The 22,432-nt window shown below is 69.7% G+C and carries 22 protein-coding genes; 12 read left to right on the forward strand and 10 right to left on the reverse strand.

Annotated features, from left to right (window positions below; genetic code table 11):
* Positions 1-61 precede the first annotated feature (61 nt).
* Genes tipF through AC1DQJ_RS03440 form a run of 4 tightly spaced genes read left to right on the forward strand, consistent with a single transcriptional unit; the run spans position 62 to position 3,697 of the window.
* Entirely contained in the window at positions 62-1,369 is a 1,308-nt protein-coding gene (gene tipF / locus AC1DQJ_RS03425; RefSeq protein WP_477600276.1) for a flagella assembly cyclic-di-GMP phosphodiesterase TipF, read from the forward strand.
* A 52-nt stretch (positions 1,370-1,421) separates the two neighbouring features.
* A complete protein-coding gene (locus tag AC1DQJ_RS03430) occupies positions 1,422-2,285 on the forward strand; it encodes a TIGR01459 family HAD-type hydrolase (RefSeq protein WP_477600278.1) in 864 nt (287 codons plus the stop codon).
* A 43-nt stretch (positions 2,286-2,328) separates the two neighbouring features.
* A complete protein-coding gene (locus AC1DQJ_RS03435; protein WP_477600280.1) occupies positions 2,329-2,757 on the forward strand; it encodes a MaoC family dehydratase in 429 nt (142 codons plus the stop codon).
* A gap of 4 nt (positions 2,758-2,761) precedes the next feature.
* Complete coding sequence (locus tag AC1DQJ_RS03440) at positions 2,762-3,697, forward strand: bifunctional riboflavin kinase/FAD synthetase (RefSeq protein WP_477600282.1); 936 nt, start codon at positions 2,762-2,764, stop codon at positions 3,695-3,697.
* Positions 3,698-3,825: 128 nt separating this feature from the next.
* Here the strand turns inward: AC1DQJ_RS03440 and AC1DQJ_RS03445 are convergent, their stop codons facing one another.
* On the reverse strand, positions 3,826-4,221 hold the full coding sequence (locus AC1DQJ_RS03445) for a GreA/GreB family elongation factor (RefSeq protein WP_477600283.1): 396 nt from the start codon (positions 4,219-4,221) through the stop codon (positions 3,826-3,828).
* A gap of 481 nt (positions 4,222-4,702) precedes the next feature.
* On the opposite strand from AC1DQJ_RS03445, the gene ileS reads away from it, so the two are divergent.
* From ileS to AC1DQJ_RS03460, 3 genes are all read left to right on the forward strand, one after another.
* Positions 4,703-7,615: an isoleucine--tRNA ligase gene (ileS, locus tag AC1DQJ_RS03450; RefSeq protein WP_477600285.1), complete on the forward strand. Its 2,913-nt coding sequence runs from the start codon at positions 4,703-4,705 to the stop codon at positions 7,613-7,615.
* A gap of 52 nt (positions 7,616-7,667) precedes the next feature.
* A complete protein-coding gene (gene lspA / locus AC1DQJ_RS03455; protein WP_477600287.1) occupies positions 7,668-8,153 on the forward strand; it encodes a signal peptidase II in 486 nt (161 codons plus the stop codon).
* Between the two features lie 78 nt (positions 8,154-8,231).
* Positions 8,232-8,795 carry a DUF3035 domain-containing protein gene (locus AC1DQJ_RS03460; RefSeq protein ID WP_477600289.1) on the forward strand — a complete coding sequence of 188 codons (564 nt, stop codon included), beginning with the start codon at positions 8,232-8,234 and terminating at the stop codon, positions 8,793-8,795.
* Positions 8,796-8,872: 77 nt separating this feature from the next.
* Here the strand turns inward: AC1DQJ_RS03460 and AC1DQJ_RS03465 are convergent, their stop codons facing one another.
* Positions 8,873-9,529 carry a DUF4142 domain-containing protein gene (locus AC1DQJ_RS03465; protein ID WP_477600291.1) on the reverse strand — a complete coding sequence of 219 codons (657 nt, stop codon included), beginning with the start codon at positions 9,527-9,529 and terminating at the stop codon, positions 8,873-8,875.
* 182 nt (positions 9,530-9,711) lie between these two features.
* A complete protein-coding gene (locus AC1DQJ_RS03470; protein ID WP_477600293.1) occupies positions 9,712-10,683 on the reverse strand; it encodes a TraB/GumN family protein in 972 nt (323 codons plus the stop codon).
* A gap of 63 nt (positions 10,684-10,746) precedes the next feature.
* On the opposite strand from AC1DQJ_RS03470, the gene mutL reads away from it, so the two are divergent.
* Entirely contained in the window at positions 10,747-12,621 is a 1,875-nt protein-coding gene (gene mutL, locus AC1DQJ_RS03475; RefSeq protein WP_477600295.1) for a DNA mismatch repair endonuclease MutL, read from the forward strand.
* 124 nt (positions 12,622-12,745) lie between these two features.
* Here the strand turns inward: mutL and AC1DQJ_RS03480 are convergent, their stop codons facing one another.
* Entirely contained in the window at positions 12,746-13,330 is a 585-nt protein-coding gene (locus AC1DQJ_RS03480) for a GDYXXLXY domain-containing protein (protein WP_477600297.1), read from the reverse strand.
* Positions 13,327-14,379 (reverse strand): DUF2157 domain-containing protein, encoded by a 1,053-nt coding sequence (locus AC1DQJ_RS03485; protein ID WP_477600299.1) that lies wholly within the window; start codon positions 14,377-14,379, stop codon positions 13,327-13,329. Before AC1DQJ_RS03485 ends, AC1DQJ_RS03480 begins: the two co-directional genes overlap by 4 nt.
* Before the next feature lie 101 nt (positions 14,380-14,480).
* Between AC1DQJ_RS03485 and AC1DQJ_RS03490 the strand changes: the two genes are divergently transcribed.
* Positions 14,481-14,882, forward strand: coding sequence for a VOC family protein (locus tag AC1DQJ_RS03490; protein ID WP_477600300.1), 402 nt, complete (start codon positions 14,481-14,483; stop codon positions 14,880-14,882).
* 49 nt (positions 14,883-14,931) lie between these two features.
* Here the strand turns inward: AC1DQJ_RS03490 and AC1DQJ_RS03495 are convergent, their stop codons facing one another.
* Positions 14,932-16,542, reverse strand: coding sequence for an ATP-binding protein (locus AC1DQJ_RS03495; protein ID WP_477600302.1), 1,611 nt, complete (start codon positions 16,540-16,542; stop codon positions 14,932-14,934).
* Positions 16,543-16,920: 378 nt separating this feature from the next.
* On the opposite strand from AC1DQJ_RS03495, the gene AC1DQJ_RS03500 reads away from it, so the two are divergent.
* Positions 16,921-17,196: a YjhX family toxin gene (locus AC1DQJ_RS03500; protein WP_477600304.1), complete on the forward strand. Its 276-nt coding sequence runs from the start codon at positions 16,921-16,923 to the stop codon at positions 17,194-17,196.
* Here AC1DQJ_RS03500 and rsmD read toward each other — a convergent pair.
* Both rsmD and AC1DQJ_RS03510 read right to left on the reverse strand, forming a co-directional pair.
* Positions 17,179-17,754: a 16S rRNA (guanine(966)-N(2))-methyltransferase RsmD gene (gene rsmD, locus AC1DQJ_RS03505; protein ID WP_477600306.1), complete on the reverse strand. Its 576-nt coding sequence runs from the start codon at positions 17,752-17,754 to the stop codon at positions 17,179-17,181. The genes AC1DQJ_RS03500 and rsmD overlap by 18 nt on opposite strands.
* On the reverse strand, positions 17,754-19,535 hold the full coding sequence (locus AC1DQJ_RS03510; RefSeq protein ID WP_477600308.1) for a pseudouridine synthase: 1,782 nt from the start codon (positions 19,533-19,535) through the stop codon (positions 17,754-17,756). Before AC1DQJ_RS03510 ends, rsmD begins: the two co-directional genes overlap by 1 nt.
* Positions 19,536-19,541: 6 nt before the next feature.
* Between AC1DQJ_RS03510 and tadA the strand changes: the two genes are divergently transcribed.
* Both tadA and AC1DQJ_RS03520 read left to right on the forward strand, forming a co-directional pair.
* Positions 19,542-19,988, forward strand: a complete 447-nt coding sequence (gene tadA / locus AC1DQJ_RS03515) for a tRNA adenosine(34) deaminase TadA (protein ID WP_477600310.1) — start codon at positions 19,542-19,544, stop codon at positions 19,986-19,988.
* Positions 19,989-20,172: 184 nt separating this feature from the next.
* Positions 20,173-21,048, forward strand: coding sequence for an SDR family NAD(P)-dependent oxidoreductase (locus tag AC1DQJ_RS03520; protein ID WP_477600312.1), 876 nt, complete (start codon positions 20,173-20,175; stop codon positions 21,046-21,048).
* Here AC1DQJ_RS03520 and AC1DQJ_RS03525 read toward each other — a convergent pair.
* Positions 21,045-21,629, reverse strand: a complete 585-nt coding sequence (locus AC1DQJ_RS03525; protein WP_477600314.1) for a GNAT family N-acetyltransferase — start codon at positions 21,627-21,629, stop codon at positions 21,045-21,047. The genes AC1DQJ_RS03520 and AC1DQJ_RS03525 overlap by 4 nt on opposite strands.
* Positions 21,626-22,384, reverse strand: coding sequence for a TSUP family transporter (locus AC1DQJ_RS03530; RefSeq protein ID WP_477600316.1), 759 nt, complete (start codon positions 22,382-22,384; stop codon positions 21,626-21,628). Before AC1DQJ_RS03530 ends, AC1DQJ_RS03525 begins: the two co-directional genes overlap by 4 nt.
* Between the last annotated feature and the right edge of the window lie 48 nt (positions 22,385-22,432).

Consider the following 22,432-nt stretch of genomic DNA (forward strand, 5'->3'; position numbering starts at 1 on the left):
TCCATTCGACTTGTCACGCTTCCGCATCCGATAATCCAAGCGATTCGGAAACCGCGGGCACATGCGACAGTTCACATCGGTGGCGCTTTCGGCCACCTATCTCTGTCTAGCGCTGATCGTCGCCCTGCTGCTGTGGCGCAACGGGGGCGGCTGGGCTGCGGGCGTGTCGGCCCTGGTCGGCGGCCTCGGCCTTTGCTTCGCCGTCCATGGCCTGGTCCTGCAAACCCTGAAGCTGCGCGGCCTGCGCAATGAACTGGACGCCGTGCGCGAGGCCCAGCGCGTCATGCTGGCCCAGATGGAGCAGGTCGACGCCCGGATGAGCGAAGTGGCCGAAGCGGTCAGCGACGACGCCGACCGTTCCGAAGCCCTCGAAGGCGAGGTCCACCTGCTCGAAGGCCTGGTCCAGCAGCTCGGCGATCGGCTGGAAGAGCGCGTGGTCGCCGCGACCGTTTCGCCGCTCCGCCCGGAGATCAACTACCGCCGCCACCAGTCGGCCGCCCTGCTCGACACCGTCCGCGAGGCCCTCGCCGAGAACCGCGTCGACCTCTACCTGCAGCCGGTGGTCGGCCTGCCGCAGCGCCGGACGGTCTTCTACGAAAGCTATTCGCGCCTGCGCGACGCCGGCGGCCGGGTGATGATGCCGGCCGAGTACCTGACCGTCGCCGAGCCGGAAGGCCTGGTCACCTCGATCGACAACCTGCTGCTGTTCCGCTGCGTGCAGATCGTCCGCCGCCTGGCCAAGCAGGACCGCAAGGTCGGGATCTTCTGCAACATCTCCACGGCCAGCCTGGCCGACGAGACCTTCTTCCCGCAGTTCCTGGACCTGCTGGCCGCCAACCGCGACCTGTCCGGCGCGCTGATCTTCGAGCTGGGCCAGGCGGCGTTCGACGCCCGCGGCGCGGTCGAAGCGCGCAACATGGGCAAGCTGGCCGAGCTCGGCTTCCGGTTCTCGATCGACAAGGTCACCAACCTCGACCTCGACTTCCAGGACCTCGCCCGCTCGGACGTGAAGTTCCTGAAGATCAGCGCTCCCGTGCTGCTGGACGAGCTGGTCGAGACCGAGGACGGCCTGGTGCTGCGCTCGATGCCCGACCTGGCCGCCCAGGACTTCTCCGCCCTCACCCGCCGCTACGGCGTGGAGATCGTCGCCGAGAAGGTCGAGAGCGAGCGCCAGATCGTCGACATCCTCGAGCTCGACATCACCTATGGCCAAGGCCACCTGTTCGGCGAGCCGCGGGCGATCCGCGACGCCGTCCTGGCCGAGGCCGACATCCCGCTCGAGGCGCCCGAGCCGGTCGCGCCCCGGCCCCGCACCCGCGGCGGCGTAGGCGTGCTGGCCACGCGGCACGCCGCCGCCACCCGCCTCTGACGCACCCGCCGCGCATTGACCGCAGGGCCGGCGCCCTTTACCGCCGCAGACCATGACCGCACCCGCCCTGATCAACGGCCTGTCGGCCGTCGCCGACCGCTACGACGTCCTGCTCTCAGATGTCTGGGGCGTGATCCACAACGGACGCGAAAGCTTCAAGGCCGCCTGCGAGGCGCTGGTCCGTTGGCGCGCCGAGCGCGGTCCGGTGATCCTGATCTCCAACGCCCCGCGCCCCTCCAGCGCCGTGCACAGCCAGCTCGACCAGCTGGGCGTGCCGCGCGAAGCCTGGTCGGCCTTCATCTCCTCGGGCGACGCCACCCGCATCCTGCTGAGCGCCCGCGCGCCGGGCCCGGCCTGGGCCATCGGCCCGGAGAAGGACGCCCCGCTGTACGAGGGCCTGGACCTGGCCTTCGCCGGCCCCGACGCCGCGGCGTTCATCTCCTGCACCGGTCCCTATGACGACGACGTCGAAGGCCCCGACGATTACGAAGAGCGCTTCAAGGTCGCGCTGGAGCGGGGGCTGCCGATGATCTGCGCCAACCCCGACCTGGTGGTGCAGAAGGGCGACCGGCTGATCTATTGCGGCGGGGCGCTGGCCCAGCGCTACGAGCAGATGGGCGGCCAGGTGATCATGGCCGGCAAGCCGCACGCGCCGATCTACGAACTCTGCCTGGCCGAGGCGCAGCTGATCCTCGGCAAGCCGCTGGATCGTTCGCGGGTGCTGTGCATCGGCGACGCGGTGATCACCGACGCCAAGGGCGCCAACGACCAGGGGCTGGACGTGCTGTTCGTCGCCAGCGGCATCCACGGCGCCGAGACGATCGGCGCGGACGGAGTGAACGCGCAGGCGGTCGAGGGCCTGCTGGCCAAGGACGGCGCCAAGGCGACCTACGCCATCGCCGACCTGGCGTGGTGAGCGAAAGCCGCTAACTAGAACAAGGCTGTCAGGAGCTGTGGGCTTGCACGGGTTTTATTTCGAGGATCTGAGCGTCGGCCAGTCCGCGGAGATCACCAAGATCGTCGGGGCCGCCGATATCGACGCCTTCGCGGCGGTCTCGGGCGACACCAATCCCGTCCACCTGGACGAGGACTATGCCCGCGGCACCACCTTCCAGGGGCGCATCGCCCACGGCATGCTGTCGGGAGCCTATATCTCGGCCGTGCTCGGCACCCGCCTGCCCGGCCCCGGGGCCATCTACCTGACCCAGTCGCTGCGCTTCCGCCGGCCGGTGAAGATCGGCGATCCGGTGGTGACCCGCGTGACCGTGCAGGCGCTGGACGAGCGCCGCGCCCACGTGACCCTCGCCACCATCTGCCAGGTCGACGGCAAGACCGTGGTCGACGGCGAAGCCGTGGTCATGGTCCCGCGCCGTCCCAAGGACGCCTGAGCCTATGCGCATCGTTCATGGGTGGAAGGGTCTCGAAGAGGCCGAGACGGGCGCGGCGGTCGCGCTCGGCAACTTCGACGGCGTCCATCGCGGCCACCAGCGGGTGATCGCGCAGGCCGCCAAGGCCGCCATGGCGATGAAGGCGCCGCTGGGGGTGATCAGTTTCGAGCCGCACCCGCGCCAGATCTTCCAGCCGAACGCCCCAACCTTCCGGATCATGAAGACCGACCAGCAGGCCAGGGCTCTGGCGGCGCTGGGCGTCGACGTCTTCTACGTGCTGCCCTTCGATCATGAGATGGCCAACCTCACCGACCGCGAGTTCGCCACCGACGTGCTGAAAGAGGGCCTGGGCGTGCGCCACGTGGCGGTCGGCTTCGACATCTCGTTCGGCAAGGGCCGCACCGGCAGTCCGGAACTAATGGAAGCCTATGGCCGGGAGCTCGGCTTCACGGTGTCCATCGCCGAGGCGCTGGGCGAAGGGGCGACGAAGTTCTCGTCGACCGGCGTGCGCGAGGCGCTGCGCGACGGCCGCCCGCAGGACGCCGCCGCCATCCTCGGCCGACCGTTCGCCATCGAGGGCGTGGTCGAGCGCGGTCGCCAGCTGGGCCGCACCCTGGGCTTCCCGACCGCCAATGTCGCGCTGACCGACTATGTGATCCCGCGCATGGGGGTCTATGCGACCCGCACCCGCCTGCCCGACGGCCGCGAGATCGCCGGCGTGGCCAATATCGGCGTCAATCCCACCGTGCCGGGCGAGATCGCCCCGCGGCTGGAGGTCTGGCTGTTCGACTTCGACGAGGATCTCTACGACCAGGTCATCGAGACCGACCTGGTCGCCTTCCTGCGCCCGGAAGAGAAGTTCGACAGCCTCGAGGTGATGGTCGAGCAGATCCACGCCGACGCCGCTCAGGCCCGCGCCCTGCTGCTGCCGGAGTTCTGAGGCGGTCCCAGGTCCTCCCCCACCGGGGGAGGTGGATCGATGCGCAGCATCGAGACGGAGGGGGCTTGGGCTCGAAGTCCCCCTCACCGGGCCTTCGGCCCGGAGCTCCCCCAGTGGGGGAGCATCTCTCAGTCCTCGATCCCCAGCACCTCGATCTCGCGGATCCGCTCGTCGGGGCCGATCCAGCGGAAAACGTCGCCGACCGACAAGCCGATCAGGGCCGCGCCCACCGGAGCGAGGACCGAGATGCGGTTCTCATCGACATCCGCCTCGCCGGGCAGGCCGACCCGCACGGTGCGTTCGCGGCCGACCGGGAGGTCGCGATAGGTGACCCTCGTGCCCAGCCGCACGAAGCGCAGGCGGCGGTCATGATGATCAGGGACGATGAAGAAGCGCTCCAGCTCCTGCAGCAGCAGGACTGCGCCCGGCGCCTCGGCGTGGCAGGCCCCGCCGATGGCGGCCAGCTTCTCGAAATCGGTCTCGGTGACCCGCACCTTGGGGCGGGCCTTGGTTCTCACGTTCATGGCAATTCTCTCAAGTATTTCCGCCGCGCAGGGGCGAACGCGCCCGGATGTTGCGGGCGGCGGAAGAGTGGAATGGAAGATCTTGGTCAGAAATCGCGCAGCCGTTCGCCGCGCGATGGACCAATGATCAGGATTTCGGATGCAACATCCCCGAACTCGCGGCGCACAGCCGCTATGAGCCCGGGGCTAGTCTCCTTCGACTAGGCGTCCCGCATGGTGCGCGCGGCGCGGCATGTTGGTGCGAATACACATCCTGCATTCAATCCTGACCGCCCGCGGCCGGGAAGTCAAATCGGCCCGGCGCCGCGGGCAAAGGGGCTCGCGCGCACGCGCGCCCTCTGCTACAGCCCCGGGCATGACTTCGGTTCGGAAATCCGCGCGAATTACCCGCCCGGCGTGACGCCGCCGGACGATCGCTCCAGCGCGCGCCGGGTTCCACCCGCATCAGTCCTCAAGTTCCGAGCCAAGCTGGAAAGTCCCTATGGCCGACGACGCCGACACTACTTCGCGCGACTACCGCGAAACCGTCTTCCTCCCCGACACGCCGTTCCCCATGCGCGCTGGCCTGCCGCAGAAGGAACCGCAGATCCTGGCCAAGTGGGCGGAGCTGGACCTCTACAACACCATCCGCGCCGAGCGGCAGCGCGCCGGCGCGCCGCTGTTCGTGCTGCATGACGGTCCGCCCTACGCCAACGGCGCCATCCATATCGGCCACGCCCTGCAGAAGACCCTGAAGGACTTCGTGGTCCGTTCGCGCTTCCTGCTCGGCTACGACGTCGACTACGTGCCCGGCTGGGACTGCCACGGCCTGCCGATCGAGTGGAAGATCGAGGAAGAACTGCGCGGCCAGGGCCGCCGCAAGGACGAGGTCACCAAGGCCGAGTTCCGCACCCGCTGCCGTGAATACGCCACCCAATGGATCGGCGTGCAGATGGCCGGCTTCAAGCGCCTGGGCGTCCTGGGCGACTGGGAAAACCGCTACGCGACCATGGACTACACGAGCGAAGCCGCGATCGTGGCCGAGTTCCACAAGTTCGCGGCCACCGACCAGCTCTATCGCGGCTCCAAGCCGGTGATGTGGAGCCCGGTGGAGCGCACCGCCCTGGCCGACGCCGAGGTCGAGTACCACGACCACGTCTCGCCGACGATCTGGGTGAAGTTCCCGGTGATCGAGGGCAGCCAGGCTGCGCGCGGCGCCAGCGTGGTGATCTGGACCACCACCCCGTGGACCATCCCCGCCAACCGCGCCGTCAGCTATTCGGACTCGATCGACTATGCGGTCTTCCAGGTCGAGGCCATGGAAGAGGGCCTGGAATTCGAGCCCTGGGCCAAGCCGGGCGACAAGCTGATCGTCGCCGAGAAGCTGGCGCAGGACGTCTTCAAGGCCGCCAAGATCGCCACTTGGCGCAAGATCGAGGCGGTCGATTGCCAGGGCATGGTGCTGGAGCACCCGCTGGCCGCGCTCGACACCCACTACGCCTTCCAGGTGCCGATGCTCGAGGGCGACCACGTCACCGACGACGCCGGCACCGGCTTCGTGCACACCGCGCCGGGCCACGGCGCCGACGACTACCTGGTCTGGCTGGCCCACGGTCATCGCGAGATCCCCGAGACCGTCGATCCGGACGGCGCCTACTATCCGCACGTGCCGCTGTTCGGCGGCCTGAAGGTGCTGGAGACCGAGGGCAAGAAGGCCGGCAAGTTCGGCCCGGCCAACGGCGCGGTCATGGACAAGCTGATCGAGGCTGGCCGCCTGCTGGCGCGCGGCCGGATGGAGCACTCCTATCCGCACTCGTGGCGCTCCAAGGCCCCGGTGATCTTCCGCAACACGCCCCAGTGGTTCATCCGGATGGACGAGCCGATCAACACGCCGCAGGTCGGCGGTCGCTCGCTGCGCGAGACCGCGCTGGACGCCATCGAGGCCACCACCTTCTATCCGGCCGCCGGCAAGAACCGCATCCGCTCCATGGTCGAGAGCCGGCCCGACTGGCTGATCAGCCGTCAGCGCGCCTGGGGCGCGCCGCTGGCCATGTTCGTCGACAAGGAGACGAACCACCCGCTGCACGACCCGGAGGTCGACCGCCGCATCGTCGAGGCTATCGAGGCCGAAGGCGCCGACGCCTGGTTCAACCGTCCGGTCACGGACTTCCTCGGCAACCACGATCCCGAGCGCTACGAGAAGATCGACGACATCCTCGACGTCTGGTTCGACTCAGGCTCGACCCACGCCTTCACCCTGGAGAACCGCGAGCACACCAAGTGGCCCGCCGATCTCTACCTGGAAGGCTCCGACCAGCATCGCGGCTGGTTCCAGTCCTCGCTGCTGGAGAGCTCGGGCACGCGCGGCCGCGCGCCCTACGACGCCATCCTCACCCACGGCTTCACCATGGATGAGAACGGCGAGAAGATGTCCAAGTCCAAGGGCAACGTGGTCGATCCCGAGGTGGTGATCCGCGAGAGCGGCGCCGAGATCATCCGTCTGTGGGCGGCGATGATCGACTATTCGGACGACAGCCGCATCGGCAAGACCGTGCTGCAGACCACCTCCGACGCCTATCGCAAGCTGCGCAACACCGTGCGCTACATGCTGGGCGCGCTGGCCGATTACTCGCCGGACGAAGCGGTCGAGATTGAGCAGATGCCGCCGCTGGAGCGCTTCATCCTGCACCGCCTGTGGGAGCTGGATGGGCAGGTGCGCGCCGCCTACGAGGGCTATGTCTTCCAGGACGTCATCCGCCCGGTGATCGAGTTCTGCCAGAACGAGCTGTCGTCGCTGTTCTTCGACATCCGCCGCGACAGCCTCTATTGCGACCGCCCCGACGCCCTGCGCCGCCGCGCCGCGCGCACGGTGATGGAAGCGGCCTTCGAGCGGATCACCGCCTGGCTCGCCCCGCTGATCCCCTTCACCATGGAAGAGGCCTGGAGCACCCGCTATCCGCAGGCCACCTCCAACAGCCTGCGCACTATTCCGGAAACCCCGGCCGAGTGGGCCAATCCGGCCGAGGCCGAGCGTTGGGCCAAGGTGCAGGCGGTGACCACCGCGGTCACCGGCGCCCTGGAGGTCGAGCGTCGCGAGAAGCGGATGGGCGGCGCGCTCGAGGCAGCTCCCAGCGTCCACGTCAGCGATCCGGCCCTGCTGGCCGCCTTCGATGGCCTCGACCCCGCCGAGGTGTTCCGCACCAGCCAGGCGACCTTGGCGGCCGGCGAAGGCCCTGCCGACGCCTTCCGTCTGCCAGAGGTTCCCGGCGTCGCCGTCGAGCCGCTGCGGGCCCAAGGCGCCAAGTGCGCCCGCTCCTGGCGGATCCTGCCGGAGGTGGGTTCCGATCCCCGCTACCCGGACCTGTCCCTGCGTGACGCTGACGCGGTGGCGGCCTGGGACGCTGCACGCGCTTGAGGCCGGGCCTGCGATCAGCCACAACTCCAGGCACACCGTCGAGGGAGCGTCCTTGAAATCAATCTCCAAACTCGGCTGGGCCGCCTACGGCCTGGCCGCCCTGGTCATCGTGGCTGACCAGATCTCGAAATACTGGATCCTCTACGTCTACGACCTGCCCGCGCGGTTCTCGACGCCGATCGCCGGCCCCTTCTCCCTGACCATGGTCTGGAACAAGGGCGTCAGCTTCGGTCTGTTCCGCGCCGAGGTGGATCTGGTGCGCTGGTTGCTGACCATCTTCTCGGTGGTGGTCGCCGTCGCGCTGGCGGTGTGGGTGCGCAAGGCGACTCGGCCGCTGCTCGGCGTCGGCCTTGGTCTGGTGATCGGGGGAGCTATCGGCAACGCCATCGACCGTGTCCGCTTCGGCGCGGTGGTCGATTTCCTGGATTTTCAGCGTCTGGGGTTCTTCCCCTGGGTGTTCAACGTCGCTGACAGCGCCATCACTATCGGCGTCGTCTTCTTGTTGCTCGATTCCCTGCGTAAGGAATCGGTCGCTTAATCGCGTTGGCGGGTTTCGCCGTATGCGCTATTCAACCTGTCCTTCACCGCCGGGGGGCGGCTTTCGGAGCTTAACTACATGAGTCTGAACCGTGTGCTTGCCGCTTCGGCCCTCGTGGCGGTCGCCGGCCTGAGCCTGGCAGGCTGCAGCTCGACCCGCAGCGCGCTCGGCATGACCAAGGTCACCCCCGACGAATTCCGCGTCGTGTCCAAGGCCCCGCTGGTGGTGCCGCCGGACTACGCCCTGCGCCCGCCGGCGCCCGGCGAGCCGCGTCCGCAGGAACTGCAGCCGGAAAGCGCCGCGCGCACCGCCCTGCTGGGCTCGCGCGAGGCCCAGGCCCGCTCGGACGGCGAAAAGGCGCTGGTCGCCAAGGCCGGAGCCGACAAGGCCGATCCGCTGATCCGTTACGTGGTCGACGACGAGACCGGCGACCTGGCTCACAAGGACAAGAACTTCGCCGACAAGGTGATGTTCTGGAACAAGGGCCAGCCGGCCACATCGACCGTCGCCTCCGCCGCCGACAACGCCCCGGCCCCGGTCGATCCGGCCGCCGAGGAAGCCAAGATCAAAGGCCTGACCGGCGACGCGCCGGTGGTCATCTCTCGCGAGAAGCAGACCCGGATCAAGCTGCCGGGCCTCTAGGACCCGATGTGATCCCGGAAAGCGCGCCGCGCTTGTCCGGGACCATCGCCCGACGGAATGGGCTGACGCCCGTTCCGCTATTTCGCTGCGGCCTGTAGTTCCTTCACCTTGTCCAGATGGGCCTGGACCGTCGGGATGCGCTTGGCCGCCGCGGGCTTCAAGTCCGCGCTCTCGCCGGCGTCGGCATATCCCTTCAGCATGGTCAGCTCCTCTTCCTGAGAAGCCTTTTGCTGGCTGAGATAGACCTTGTCGAAGTCCGCCGGGCTGGCGGCTTCCAGATTGGCGATCAGGCCCTTGTGGCGCGCATCAAGCTCGGTCGGGATCTTCTGCTTGGTGGCCTCGAACACGTGCTTCATCTGGTTGGTCAACGCCGTGTGGTCGGCGACCATCTTCTTTCCGTAGGCCTTCACGGCCGGCGTCTGGCCCTTGGTCTCGGCGATCTTGCCGGCCTGGACCTGATATATGTCCCCGGTCGTTAGGCCGGTGATGAGTGCTTCGGTGCTGTTGGTGGCGGCGGTGGTTGCGGCCGAGACCGCACCGACGGCGCCGGCAGTCGCGTCCTCAGCGGCGTTCACGGCCTCGGTCGCGGCTGCGGGGACCGCCGCTGCGGGGGCCTCGACCGCCGGAGCGGTGGCCGCGGTTTCGGGACCGGAAGCTTCGGTCGCCTTCTTCTCGCAGGCGGAAAGCGATAGCGCTGCCACGGCTGCGGCCGCGAAGAGCACGGCACGATTCATGATTGCATCTCCCTGTGGGACATCCCCCACCGTGGAACAACACCGTGAGGCTCGCGGCAACCGGGCGAAACCCTGGGGCGAGGGGGGAGTTGGAGCCCAGGCGCTAGAGCTTCCCCCCCGGCCCAGCTAGGGGCTCGCCGAAGCTTGCGGACCGGGAAAACCCGCTCCGGGCGCCAGGCTCTCTACCCCTCGTCCCCCGGCGTTTTGACCTCGTAACCCTTGGCGCGGAGCCGATCGAGCACGCCGCCTTGCGCCAGCAGCGTGCGCAGCGGCGCCACGGCGATCGCGTGGCCCGGAGTTTTCAGCGCCGCCTCGATGTCCTTGGCCAGGTCGGCCTTGACGCGCGCGTCGAAGGCCGACGCCCCGGGGGTCACGGCGATGCAGCGCTCATAGCTGCGCTCGGCTCCCAGCGCGCCGAGCACATTGCCCTCCGCCCAGGCCCGCGAGGCCGCCACCGTCCCGCCCGGGCCGGCCTCGACCTGAGCCAGCACCTCGTCCAGGCAGGCGCTGCCGGCCGCCTGCGAGGTCTTCAGCACCGCACCCAGCAGCGGGCCAAGGTCGTAGGTCCGCTGCACCACCTTCACCTTGCCGCGCTCGGCCAGCAGCTTGATCAGCTTGGTCGGGTCGGCGGTGGTCAGCCCCTCCTTCTCCCGATAGTCGCCGGTCAGGATCAGCGCCGCGGCCAGCGGATGGGTGGTCTTGTAGTGATCCGCCGGCTGGCCGACCTTCTCCCGCGCCGCCACGAACCGCGCCTTGGTCGAGGGATCCAGCCGCTCCTCGAACGGCGTGCTGGACTTCAGGCGCAGGTAGCTGAACGCCGCCCCGGGCGCGCCGGTCAGCTTCACCCGCAGCCCGCTGAACGGCAGGATGACGACGTTCGCCCCGTCCAGCCGGCGGGTGAGCTGGATCTGGTCCCACTGCTGGCGTTTCGGTGCGATCGTCGGCGCGCCCAGCACATAGACGGTCGAGTCGCCGTCCGAGACCCGCCACCAGGCCGGCCCCGGCAGCCGGGCGGTGACCACCAGCTCCTCGACCAGGGTGGCGTCGGGATCGTTGGGGTCCGGCGCCGCCGTGGTCAGCGGAACCTGCGCGCTGGCTGCGGTGGCGATGACGGCCAGGACCGCCACGGCGAGGACTCGATTGCTGCGGATCATACGCACCTTCCAGACCTGCCCCCCGGAATCGCCATATAGTGGCGAGCTAACCGAAGCGTGACCATGCCTATACGCCGCCTTCCGCCAGAGACCGTGAACCGCATCGCCGCCGGCGAGGTGGTCGAGCGCCCCGCCAGCGCCATCAAGGAACTGGTGGAGAACGCCCTGGACGCCGGTTCGCGTTCCATCGAGATCCAGGCCGACGGCGGCGGGCTGACCCGCATCCTGGTGGCCGACGACGGCAGCGGCCTGTCCGCCGACGAGCTGGCCCTGGCCATCGAGCGCCACGCCACCTCCAAGCTCGCCCCCGACGACGCCGGCGACTACGACCTGCTGCACATCCACACCCTGGGGTTCCGCGGCGAGGCCCTGCCCTCGATCGGCTCGGTGGCGCGGCTGGCGATCTCCTCGCGCGCCAAGGGCGCATCCGACGCCCACGCCATCCTGGTCGAAGGCGGCGCGGTCGGGGCGGTGACGCCCTCCGGCTTCCCCGGCCCGCACGGCGCGCGGGTCGAGGTCCGCGACCTCTTCTACGCCACGCCCGCGCGGCTGAAGTTCATGAAGTCCGAGCGCTCCGAGGCGCTGGCCATCGCCGACGAGATCAAGCGCCAGGCCATGGCCCACGAGGCGGTGTCCTTCGCCCTCGACCTCGACGGCCGCCGCACCCTGCGCCTGCCGGCCGAGAGCCAGGGGCCCGAGGGGCGGCTGGCGCGGCTCTCCTCGATCATGGGCCGGGAGTTCTCAGACAACGCCCTGGAGATCAACCACGAGCGCGAGGGCGTGCGGCTCACCGGGTTCGCCGGCCTGCCGACCTTCAATCGCGGCAACAGCGCCCACCAGTACCTGTTCGTCAACGGCCGGCCCGTCCGCGACCGGCTACTGCAGGGCGCGCTGCGCGGCGCCTATGCCGACTTCCTGGCCCGCGACCGCCATCCGCTGGTCGCCCTCTATCTCGACCTCGATCCGTCGCTGGTCGACGTCAACGTTCACCCGGCCAAGGCCGAGGTTCGGTTCCGCGATCCGGCCCTGGTGCGGGGGCTGATCGTCGGGGGCCTGCGCCACGCCCTGGCCGGCGCCGGCCACCGCGCCGCCACCACCGTGGCCAGCGACACCCTGGCCAACCTGCGGCCCGGCTGGTCGCCCCAGCCGAACTTCGCGCCGCACTATCCGCCGCAGCAGCCCTCGGCCCAGGGCTTCTCAGCCTGGCAGGCTGGCGGCTGGGCCCCGGCCATCGCCGCGGCCATTCCTGGCCTGACCGGGGTCTCGGCCCGCGCCGAGCCGCCGCCGGAGTGGCCGCCCCAGGGTGCGCCGGGACTGCAGGAAGGCCCCTCGCCGACCGTGGTCTTCGATCCGGTCGACTTCCCGCTCGGCGCGGCCCGCGCCCAGGTGCACGAGACCTACATCGTCTCCCAGACCCGCGACGGCGTGGTCATCGTCGACCAGCACGCCGCCCATGAGCGGCTCGTCTACGAACAGATGAAGGTCCAGATGGAGGGCGGCGGCGTCGCCCGTCAGGTGCTGTTGCTGCCCGAGGTGGTCGAACTCGACCCCGCCGAGGCCGAGCGCGTGGTCGCCCGGGCCGAGGAACTGGAGGCGCTGGGCCTGGTGGTCGAGTCGTTCGGCCCCGGCGCGGTGCTGGTGCGCGAGACCCCGGCCCTGCTGGGCGAGACCGACGTCTCCGGCCTGATCCGCGACATCGCCGACGATCTGTCGGAGAACGGTCAGGCCCTGGCCCTCAAGGAGCGGCTGGGCGAGGTCTGCGGCACCATGGCCTGCCACGGCTCGGTCCGCGCCGGCCGCCGCCTGACCGCGCCGGAAATGAACGCCCTGCTGCGCCAAATGGAGGCCACGCCCCACTCGGGCCAGTGCAACCACGGCCGCCCGACCTATGTGGAGCTGAAGCTGGCCGATATCGAGCGGCTGTTCGGCCGGCGGTGACCTTCAGGTGCTCCCCCACTGGGGGAGCTGTCAGCCGAATGGCTGACTGAGGGGGACTTCCGACTCTGCAGGCCCCCTCCGTCTCGGCGCTGCGCGCCGATCCACCCCCCCGGGAGGGGAGGACCTAGAACCACGTCAGATTCGTGCGCTTGTCGCCCACCACCACGCCCTTCAGCCGCGCCCGACCGTCCTGTCCCACCGAGACCACCGCAAAGGCGCTCGGCGGCTCGCCCGGGCGGCGCGCGCTCAGGGCCTGCTCGATGGCCAGGGCCTCGTCCTGGTCGGCGTGGAAGCGCCGGACGCCGAGATCCAGGGTGACGGCGTCGCCTGTCCCGTCGCCGAACGCCATCCGCGCGCAATAGACCCCGCCGCGCACCGCCACGTCGGCGCCGCCGCTCATGGCCGCCGAACGGCTCGCCGCGGCCGTGACAAAGCGGTGATGGCCAGCGGCCGCGCGCAGGCCCAGCCAGCCGCCTTCGCGATAGGCCGAGGTCTTCTGCGGGCACGGCTGGCCTACCGGCAACACCTGGGTCAGTTGCAGGGCGACATAGTGGCCGGTCAGCAGGTCGCGCGGATCGACCGCCTCCATCGGCAGCAGCACCTCGCGCCCGCCGGCCCTGGCGTTGTTCTCGAACACCACCAGGCCGATCAGCAGGGCGGCCAGGGCCAGGCCCGCGGCCAGGATGCGCGGCGGCAGGGCGCGGATCATGCCTTGGCCCTCCCGCGGGTCAGCACCCCGGCGATGATGGCGATCAGCGCGCAGGCCGCGAACAGCCCCGCCGCCGTCATCAGCCCCATCCCGAGGTCGAACAGGATGGCGCAGACCGCGGCGATCATCGCCACCACCCCGGCGGCGGTGATCATGCCCTGGCGGTCGTGCATGCCCAGCGCGATGGTCCCGCCGGCGAACACCAGCCAGCCGGCCCGGTGGGCGATCCGAAACCCGCCCTGCGGGTTGTCGAAGCCGGCCACCCCGTAGAGCGCCAACGCGCCCCAGGCGAACCACAGGAGGAAGATCAACGCCGTGCGCCGGTCGCTGAGCTGCCGCGCCAGGGCCGCCAGCCCGCCCAGCACCGCCGCGCCGGCCAGCAGGCCCTGCGCGCCGAAACGCTCATAGAACGAGATCAGCGCCACCAGCCCGACGATCAGCGCCAGGCTGGAGGCGTGGGCCAGCGGCTTGGAATTCCAGAACCAGGCCAGCGCCATGCCCACCGGCGCGGCGAAGATCAGCCAGCGCGAGGAGCCGCCATCAAACTCCCCGGCGAACTCGCCCAGCCCCAGCAGCGCCAGGGCGGCCACCGCCGCGGCGCTGGAGCGGCCGGCCAGGGCCAGCACTCCGGCCGCCAACCCGGCGCTGCGCAGCGCCCGCTGCGGGTCCCCGGCGATGTCGAATATCTGTCCGGTCAGGCCGATGGCCGCGGCGTAGATCAGCGCCGCCACCGCCAGCAGGGTGTTGGTCAGCAGCGGCCGCGCGCCGTCGCGGCTGGTGAAGGCGGCCGAACCGATCACCGCCAGGAACAGGCCCAGCACCAGGCCAAAGCGCGGCAGGCGCGGGATTATTCCCCAGTTGGCGGCGACGAAAGCGATCGCCGCGGCGCCCAGCAGCAGGCCCCCGATCACCGCCAGGGCGGACGAGGCGTCCACTCGCCGGCCCTCGCTGACGCTTGCAAGCATGGCTTCGCGGTTCGCGGCCGGCGCCAGTCCGGCCTCGATCCAGCGATCCAGGTCTTTCTGCAATCGAGCCTTGTAGCTCGCCATCGCCTCCTCCGGCCCCGCGCGTCGGGCGCGAGCCTCGCCCATGGCGCCGGCGGGATCAAGCCGGGGGTCTTGCGCGTTCTGATCCGCCAAAGGAGCACGACATGCAGTTGCACCGCGGCCGCCTCATCGATCACGTCCAACTCCGGGTTCGCGACCTCGACGCCGCCCGCCGCTTCTACAAGGCCGTGCTCGAGGTGATGGGCGTGCCGATGGAGGACGGACCCGGCTTCTTCTATGCCGACGAGCTGTTCGTCGACGCCGGCGAGCCGCTGACCCGCGTGCACCTGGCCTTCCAGGCGCCCGACCGCGCCGCCGTCGATCGCTTCCACGCCGCGGCGCTGGCCGCCGGCGGCCGCGACAACGGCCAGCCGGGCGAGCGCGACTATCATCCCGGCTACTACGCCGCTTTCATCCTAGATCCCGACGGCAACAACATCGAGGCCGTCCACCACGGCGATGCGCCGCGCTCTGCCCCCAGCGTGGTGATCGACGCGCCCGGCTGACCTACTCGCCGACTTTTTCCTCCCCATCAGGATGGGGGAGGAACTGGCGCTACGCCGCGGCCACGACGGCTTCCTCGGGAATATCAAACAGCCCGTTGATGGCGCTGAGCAGGCGCTCGGCCTTGATCGGCTTCTCTACGACCCCGTCCATGCCCTGGGCCAGGTAGCTGGCCGCGTCCCAGGGATCGGCGTTGGCGGTGATCGCCAGGATCGGCACCTCGGCCGCCGCGCTGGCCAGCCCACGGATGCGCCGCGTGGCGCCCACCCCGTCCAGGTTCGGCATCTTGATGTCCATCAGCACCAGGTCGAACCGCCCGCTGGCCACCGCGCTGACCGCCTGTTCGCCGTCCTCGACGCTCTCGCTGGTGCAGCCGAACATGCCGCAGAGGGTCTCGGCCACCAGCCGGTTGGTGGCGTTATCGTCGGCGATCAGCACGTGCAGGGCGCCGGGCCCCTGGCTGAGGTCCGGCTCGGCGGCGATCTCCTCCTGGGTCGGCGCCGGCAGGTCGAACAGCGGGAACTCGAAGTGGAAGGTCGAGCCGCTCTCGCCGCTCTCCACCCGAATGGCCCCGCCCATCTGCTCGACCAGCTGGCGGCAGATCGAGAGGCCAAGCCCGGCCCCACCTTCGCGCACCCCGGCCTCGGTCTGACTGAACGGCTGGAAGATCCCCGCCAGCCGGTCGGCGGGAATGCCGACGCCGCTGTCGCGGACCTCGCCCTGCAGCAGCACATGCACGTCGCTGCGGCGCGCCCGCAGGGTCACCTGCACGCCGCCCTGGCGGGTGAACTTCAGCGCATTGCCGATCAGGTTGTTGAACACCTGCTTGATCCGCACCGCGTCGCCCAGCGCCCACTGGTCGGCCGCGCCCTCATAGGCGAAGGCCAGCGACAGCCCCTTGAGCTCGGCCCGCGCGGTCCATAGCGCCGCCAGGTCGTCCAGCAGCACCGGCAGGCGGAAGCTGTCCTCGGCCAGGTCCAGCTGGCCGGCGTCGGCCCGGCTGAAGTCGAGCGCGTCGGTAAGCAGGCGCAGCAGGGTCTGGCCGGAGTCCTGGATGGTGGCGACATAGGGCTTGAGCGCCAGGTCGGCGAGCTTGCGCTGCAGGATGTCGGCGATCGCCAGCACCCCGTTCAGCGGCGTGCGGATCTCGTGGCTCATCACCGCCAGGAACTGCGACTTGGCGGTCAGGGCGCTCTGCGCCTCCTGCTTGGCGCGGTTCAGGGTCTCGGCCAGCCGGGTCATCTCCTCGGCGTGGGCGCGGTTGGCGGCGCTCGTGGCCTGCAACAGCGCCAGGGTCGAGCCGACCCCGGCATAGCGCCCGCCGCTGACCACCACGAAACCCTTCATCACCTCGCTGGAGCGCTCGGCCAGCACCTCGCCGCAGAACTCCGTCACCGGCGTGTCGCCGTCGGGCACCAGGGGCGCGGCGTTCATCAGCAGCGAGATCGGGCGCAGCGCATAGAGCGCCCTGCCATAGTGCGCCGCCATGGCGACGAAGAAGGCGTTGCGCTCGACCAGGCCGACCGGCCGCCCCTCCTCGTCGACCACAGCGATGGCCAGGGTGTCGGGCTCGGACTGGAAGCGGTCATAGACGTGCTGGCCCTGGGTATCCGGCGCAATCGGCGAGATCGGTTGAATCAGGTCGAGCAGGATGGCGGTCATAGGAAGCTTTCCGCTGTTCGAGCGGAACTTTAGACAATCCCGACTAATGACCGGTGAATATGACTTCGGTTTTCTTGGCATCATTGACGCCAATATTGTCACATAACCGTCACGCGTCCGTCATAATGCGCGATGGCAAATACAACAACCGAACCACTTCAAGTATTCGGTCCGCATCTGGACGAAACCACCTCGCTTCGCCATGATCAGCCCATACGGCTCCTTGTGAGGTTTTATGTCAGAGCTTGCGTTCGAGGCCCGGGCCTAACCGCCGAGCCGGCGTCTCGCCAATAGATCGGCTGTCAGGCCCCCACGTCCGCGCCCCGTTTTCGAGGCGGCCCGGGCGCGTTTCCTCATGCCTGAACGCTGGATATTTCCTTGAACATCTCCAAGCCGCAGCAACGCACGCTGCACGCCCTGGCCCAAGGCGGCCGGATCATCATCGAGCGCGACCATCGGGGCGACCTGATCTCAGCCGAATGCATCACCCGCGACGGGTGGACGCTCAGCGACTGCGACATCGCGCTCTTCAAGAGCCTGAAGCAGAAGCGGCTGATCGCCAGCCGCAATGGCCAGCCCTACCAGATCACCCGCGAGGGCCTGGTGAACCTGCGCAGTCAGCTCGACAACCGGACTTCAATGAGGGCCTGGTGAGAACTTGAGAAAATGGACGCGCGCGGCGCCGTAGTCGCGCGCGTCCAGCTTTTCGAAACCCTCGACCTCGAAGTCGGGCTCGTCCGAGCCGCGCTCGAACATCGCCACCGCGCCCTCGGCCAGCCAGCCGCCCGCGGCCAGCTTGGCCAGCGCGGTCTCGCCCAGCCCCTTGCCATACGGCGGATCCAGGAAGGCCAGGTTGAAGGCCGGACCGTCGGCGCCGGGCCGCACGCCCAAGTCCGTGGCGTCGCGGCGATGCACCCGGGTGCGCCCGAACAGGCCCATGGCGTCGACATTCTCGCGGATCGCACCACGCGCCTGCTCGTCGGTCTCGACGAACAGGCAGAAGGTCGCGCCGCGCGACAGGGCCTCGAAGCCCAGCGCGCCGGAGCCGGCGAACAGGTCGATGACCCGCAGCTCGCGCAGCCCCGGCGACCAGGCCGCGTGCTCAAGAATGTTGAACACCGCCTGCCGCGCCCGGTCCGAAGTCGGACGGGTCCGCTCTCCGGCAGGCGTCACGATCGCCTTGCCGCGAAATTCTCCCGAGACGATCCGCATCAGCCGCCCCGCTTAGGTCCCCGCGGCGCCGGCCTGGGGCCTGGGCGCGGCCCAGAGCTGGGGCCAGAGCGCGGCCCCTTCGGCGGCCCGGAATACGGACGATCGCCAGAACGCGGCGGTCGGCCCTCAGGCCGCCCTTCGAACTTGCCTTCGTAGCGCGGACGATCGCCTTGCGGGCGCGGCCCCTCGGAGCGAGGGCCTTCGGACCGCGGACCGCCCGGCTTGCCGCCGCGCGGCGGAGGCCCCGTGCGCGGGCCGCGCGGGCCATCGGACTTGCCTTCGTAGCGCGGACGATCGCCCTGCGGGCGCGGTCCCTCGGAGCGAGGGCCTTCGGACCGCGGACCGCCCGGCTTGCCGCCGCGCGGCGGAGGACCCGTGCGCGGGCCGCGCGGGCCATCGGACGCCCGGCCCTCCGGCCGCGCGCCGTAGCTGCGCGGCTTGGCGGAGTTGCCGTCGTTGGAACGCGGGCCGCGCTCGATCAGGGTCGCCCCCTTGCTCCGAGGCCGCTCGGCGCCCTCCTCGCCGCGCGGCCGGTCGAAGCGGCGCTCGCCGCCGCCGGCGGCGCGGGGCTTGTCGAACTTGCGTTCCGGACGGTCGCTGCGCGGACCATCGCTCCGCGCGGCCGGCCGGCCGCCCTTCTTGGGCGGGCCGCGGGTCGGCGCGGGCGGACGCGGCGGGGCCAGCGGATCGCCAGGCGAATAGGTGCGGATGCCGGATTCAGTGGACAGGCGGGAGGACCGGCGGCGCGGCGCCAGCGGCACAGCGGCGGCGGCGGCGGCCTCATCGGCCGGGCGCGGCGCACGGCGGCGCTTGACCGTGCCGGGCTTGATCTCGACCTTCGGCCGGGCCCAGCCGGACTTGTACTCGGCCTTCTTCTTGGGTTCGTCCGAGGCGGGCTTGCCCCCGGCGCCGCGCCGGCCGGTGCCGTCGTGCACCGCATGGGCGCCGGGCGGCACCTTCGGCGACTTGAACGCCGGACGCTCGCCGGTCGGAAGATTCTCCGCCGCGATATGGTCGGCCAGCTGCTCGCGGATCACCCGCGGGCCGACCTCCTCGATCTGGCCGATCGGCAAGGTGCCGAGCGCGAACGGACCGTAGGACATGCGGATCAGCCGCCCGACCTCCAGGCCGATCGACTTCAGCACCCGGCGGACTTCGCGGTTCTTGCCCTCGGCCAGGGTCACGGTGATCCAGACGTTGGCGCCCGACGGGCCGTCCTTGGCCTTGTCGATCTTGGCGTCGATGGCGCCGTAGCGGACGCCCTCGACGGTGACGCCGTCCTGCAGCTTGTCGAGGTCGGCCTGCGTCACCCGGCCGCGGGCTCGGACCCGGTAGCGACGCACGATGCCGTTGGTGGGCTGCTCGAGCGCCCGGGCCAGTTCGCCGTCATTGGTCAGCAGCAGCAGGCCTTCGGAATTGATGTCCAGCCGGCCGATCGAGATCAGCCGCGGCAAGCCCGGCGGCAGGGCGTCGAACACCGTCGCCCGTCCTTGCGGGTCGCGGTGCGTGGTCAGCAGGTCGACCGGCTTGTGATAGCGGAACAGGCGCGTGGGCTCTGCGGCGTCGACCACTTCACCGTCGACGGTGAGAATGTCGCCGGGCTCGACCTTCACCGCGGGGGTGGTCAGCACCTGGCCGTTCAGGGCCACGCGGCCCTCTTCAATGAGTTTTTCGACGTCTCGCCGAGAGGCTACGCCTGCTCGAGCCAGTGCCTTTGCGACGCGCTCTCCTTGACCGGAGGCCGTCTCATCGTTTCGTTGGGGGTCGTGGATCATGATCATCGCACCATGCGCATCGCCCTTCGAGCCGCGCAAGACGCCGCAGCACGCGGCGAGACACCTGTCGGGGCTGTCATCGTCGATCCGCGCACCGAAGAGATCATCGCGATCGGCGCCAACGGACCGATCGGCGCGCACGATCCGACCGCCCACGCCGAGATTGTCGCCCTGCGCGAGGCCGCCGCCAAGCTGGGCAACTACCGCCTGACCGACCTGACCCTGGTGGTCACCCTGGAGCCCTGCGCCATGTGCGCTGGGGCGATCAGTCACGCCCGCATCGGCCGCGTGGTGTTCGGGGCGGAGGATCCGAAGGGCGGCGCGGTGGTGCATGGCCCGAGGTTCTTCGAACAGCCGACCTGCCACTGGCGTCCCACCGTCACCGGCGGCGTCCTGGCTTTGGAAAGCTCAGCCTTGCTAAAAGGCTTCTTCCAGGCCCGACGGAAGAAAAAGGCCTAGGTTCGAAACTTGGCGGCCGTGCCCTGGCCGGCAGGTTCCTGGGCGCTGCGGGCGAAAACCTGCCGCTGCGCGAGGTTTTGCCGCCGCCCTGCCGATAGCGCCGGGCGGTGAAGGTCGGCGCTTGTCAGGCGAAATTCCGCCCCCGATGATGCGGCCAATAATTAGATCATTAGGAGGAAACGACATGGGTTTGCTGGACGGTAAGGTCGCCATCATTACGGGCGCAGGCGGCGGTTTGGGCGAGGCCTACGCCAAGCTGTTCGCCCAGGAAGGCGCGGCGGTCGTGGTCAACGATCTCGGGGGCCCGCGCGACGGCACCGGCTCCGACAAGGGCGCGGCGCAACGGGTCGCGGACGAGATCATCGCCGCCGGCGGCCGGGCCGCGGCCAACACCGACGACGTCTCCTCCATCGAAGGCGGCGAGAACATCCTGAAGACCGCCCTGGATAATTTCGGCCAGGTCGACATCCTCGTCTGCAACGCCGGCATCCTGCGCGACAAGAGCTTCGCCAACACCACCGAGCAGGACTGGGACCTGGTGGTGAAGGTGCACCTGAAGGGCACCTACTGCTGCACCATGCCGGTGTGGAAGTGGTTGAAAGACAACGGTAAATCTGGGACGATCATCATGACGTCGTCCACCTCGGGCCTCTACGGCAACTTCGGGCAGTCGAACTACGGCGCGGCCAAGGCCGGCATCTACGGCTTCATGCGCGTGCTCTCGATCGAGGGACGCAAGTACGGCATCCGCGTCATGGGCCTGGCCCCCGGCGCCTTCACCCGCATGACCTCCGACCTGCCCGGCTTCCGCGACCGCGAGCCGGACGCCATGGCGCTGCCGGAGAACATCGCCCCGGGCGTGCTCTACATGGCCTCGGACCTGGCCGCCGACCACACCGGCAAGGTGCTGGGCGTCTCCTCCCGCGGCGTGCGCGAGATCAAGATGATGCAGACCGACGGCTTCACCCCCGGACGGCCCTACACCGCCCAGGACGTGGCCGAGCACGCCGCCGAAGTGTTCTTCCCTGCTCCGCAGGAGAAGGCCGCCGCCAGCGCCTAGGCGAAGCCCGCCAGCCGTTCGTCCAGTCTCTGACGGACGGCTGGCCATTCCTCCGCCAGGATCGAGAAGATCACCGTGTCGCGGATGCGGCCCGTCCAGGTCACCCGATCCTGGCGCAGGATCCCCTCCTGCACCGCGCCGAGCTTCGTCACCGCCGCGCGCGAGCGGGCGTTGATGGCGTCGACGCGGTAGACCACCCGCCGCGCGCCGCTGTCGAAGGCGTGACCCATCATCAGTTGCTTGGCCGCCGGGTTTGCCGGCCCACCGCGCGCCTGCGGCCGATAGTAGGTGCCCCCGAGCTCCAGCACCGCGTTGGCCAGGTCGATGGCGTAGAAGGTGGTCAGGCCGACGACCTCGCCGCCGGCCACCACCGCATAGCCCTGCGTCCCGCCCTTGGCGTTGTCGTCCATCAGCTTGGCCCAGGTCGGATCGAAGTGCTCACCCGCCCAGGAGTAGGGATAGAGCTGCGTCCAGACGTCCTGGTCGGCGTTGCAGGCGGCGCGCAGGCCCTCGCGGTGCTGGTCGCCAATCGGTTCGAGCCGCACGAAGCGGTTCTCCAGGGCCTTGGGTTCGATCTTCATCCCCCGCCTCTCAGAAACAGTTGAGCGGCCTGGATCAGATAGAGGACGCCGACCCCGGTCACGATCCACTTTGTCCAGCTCTTGAAGTCCACATCGTTCATGCGGTCGAGGATGCGGCCGCCGACCACCGTGCCCAGCATCGACAGCGGTACGGCGAAGACGAACAGCCACCAGGGCGGGAAGTCCTTGGCGTGGGTGGTCAGCAGCGGGCCGCCATAGACCAGGATCTTGGCCAGGTGCGCGAACACCTGGGTGGCGGCCTTGGTCGCCACGATGGCGTGCCGCGTCAGGCTGGTGCGGACGAAGAAGATGTCGAGCAACGGTCCGGCCACTCCGGCCGTCAGGTTGAGCCCCGTCACCATCAGGCCCGAGGCGAAGGCCTGCGGCGGCCGGGCGGCGTCGAGGTTGATCCACCGCTGCGGCAGCCACAGCAGGAACGGCACCAGCCCCATCAGCAGGTAGAGCACCGGCTTGGACGGCACGAGCGAGATCAGGGCGACGATCCCGCCGGCGAGCGCCGAGGCCAGGGCGTACCAGCCGACGATGTCCCAGCGGACGTGCTTGCGATGCAGCACCGCCCGCCAGCCGTTGGCGACCAACTGCAGCAATCCGTGAGTGACGAAGGCGGCGGAGACCGGCAGCACCAAGGCCAGGCCGCCCATCAGGACCAGCCCCCCGGCCATGCCGAACACCCCTGACAATGTGGCGGTCAGGAACGCCAGGCCGATGATGAAGAGAGCCGCAAAGGTGCTCATCGCTTAGTCCTCTCAGGTTGCGATCCTTCGCGTTGAGGGGACACAGGC

This window comes from Phenylobacterium sp. P4_E10, assembly GCF_056401675.1.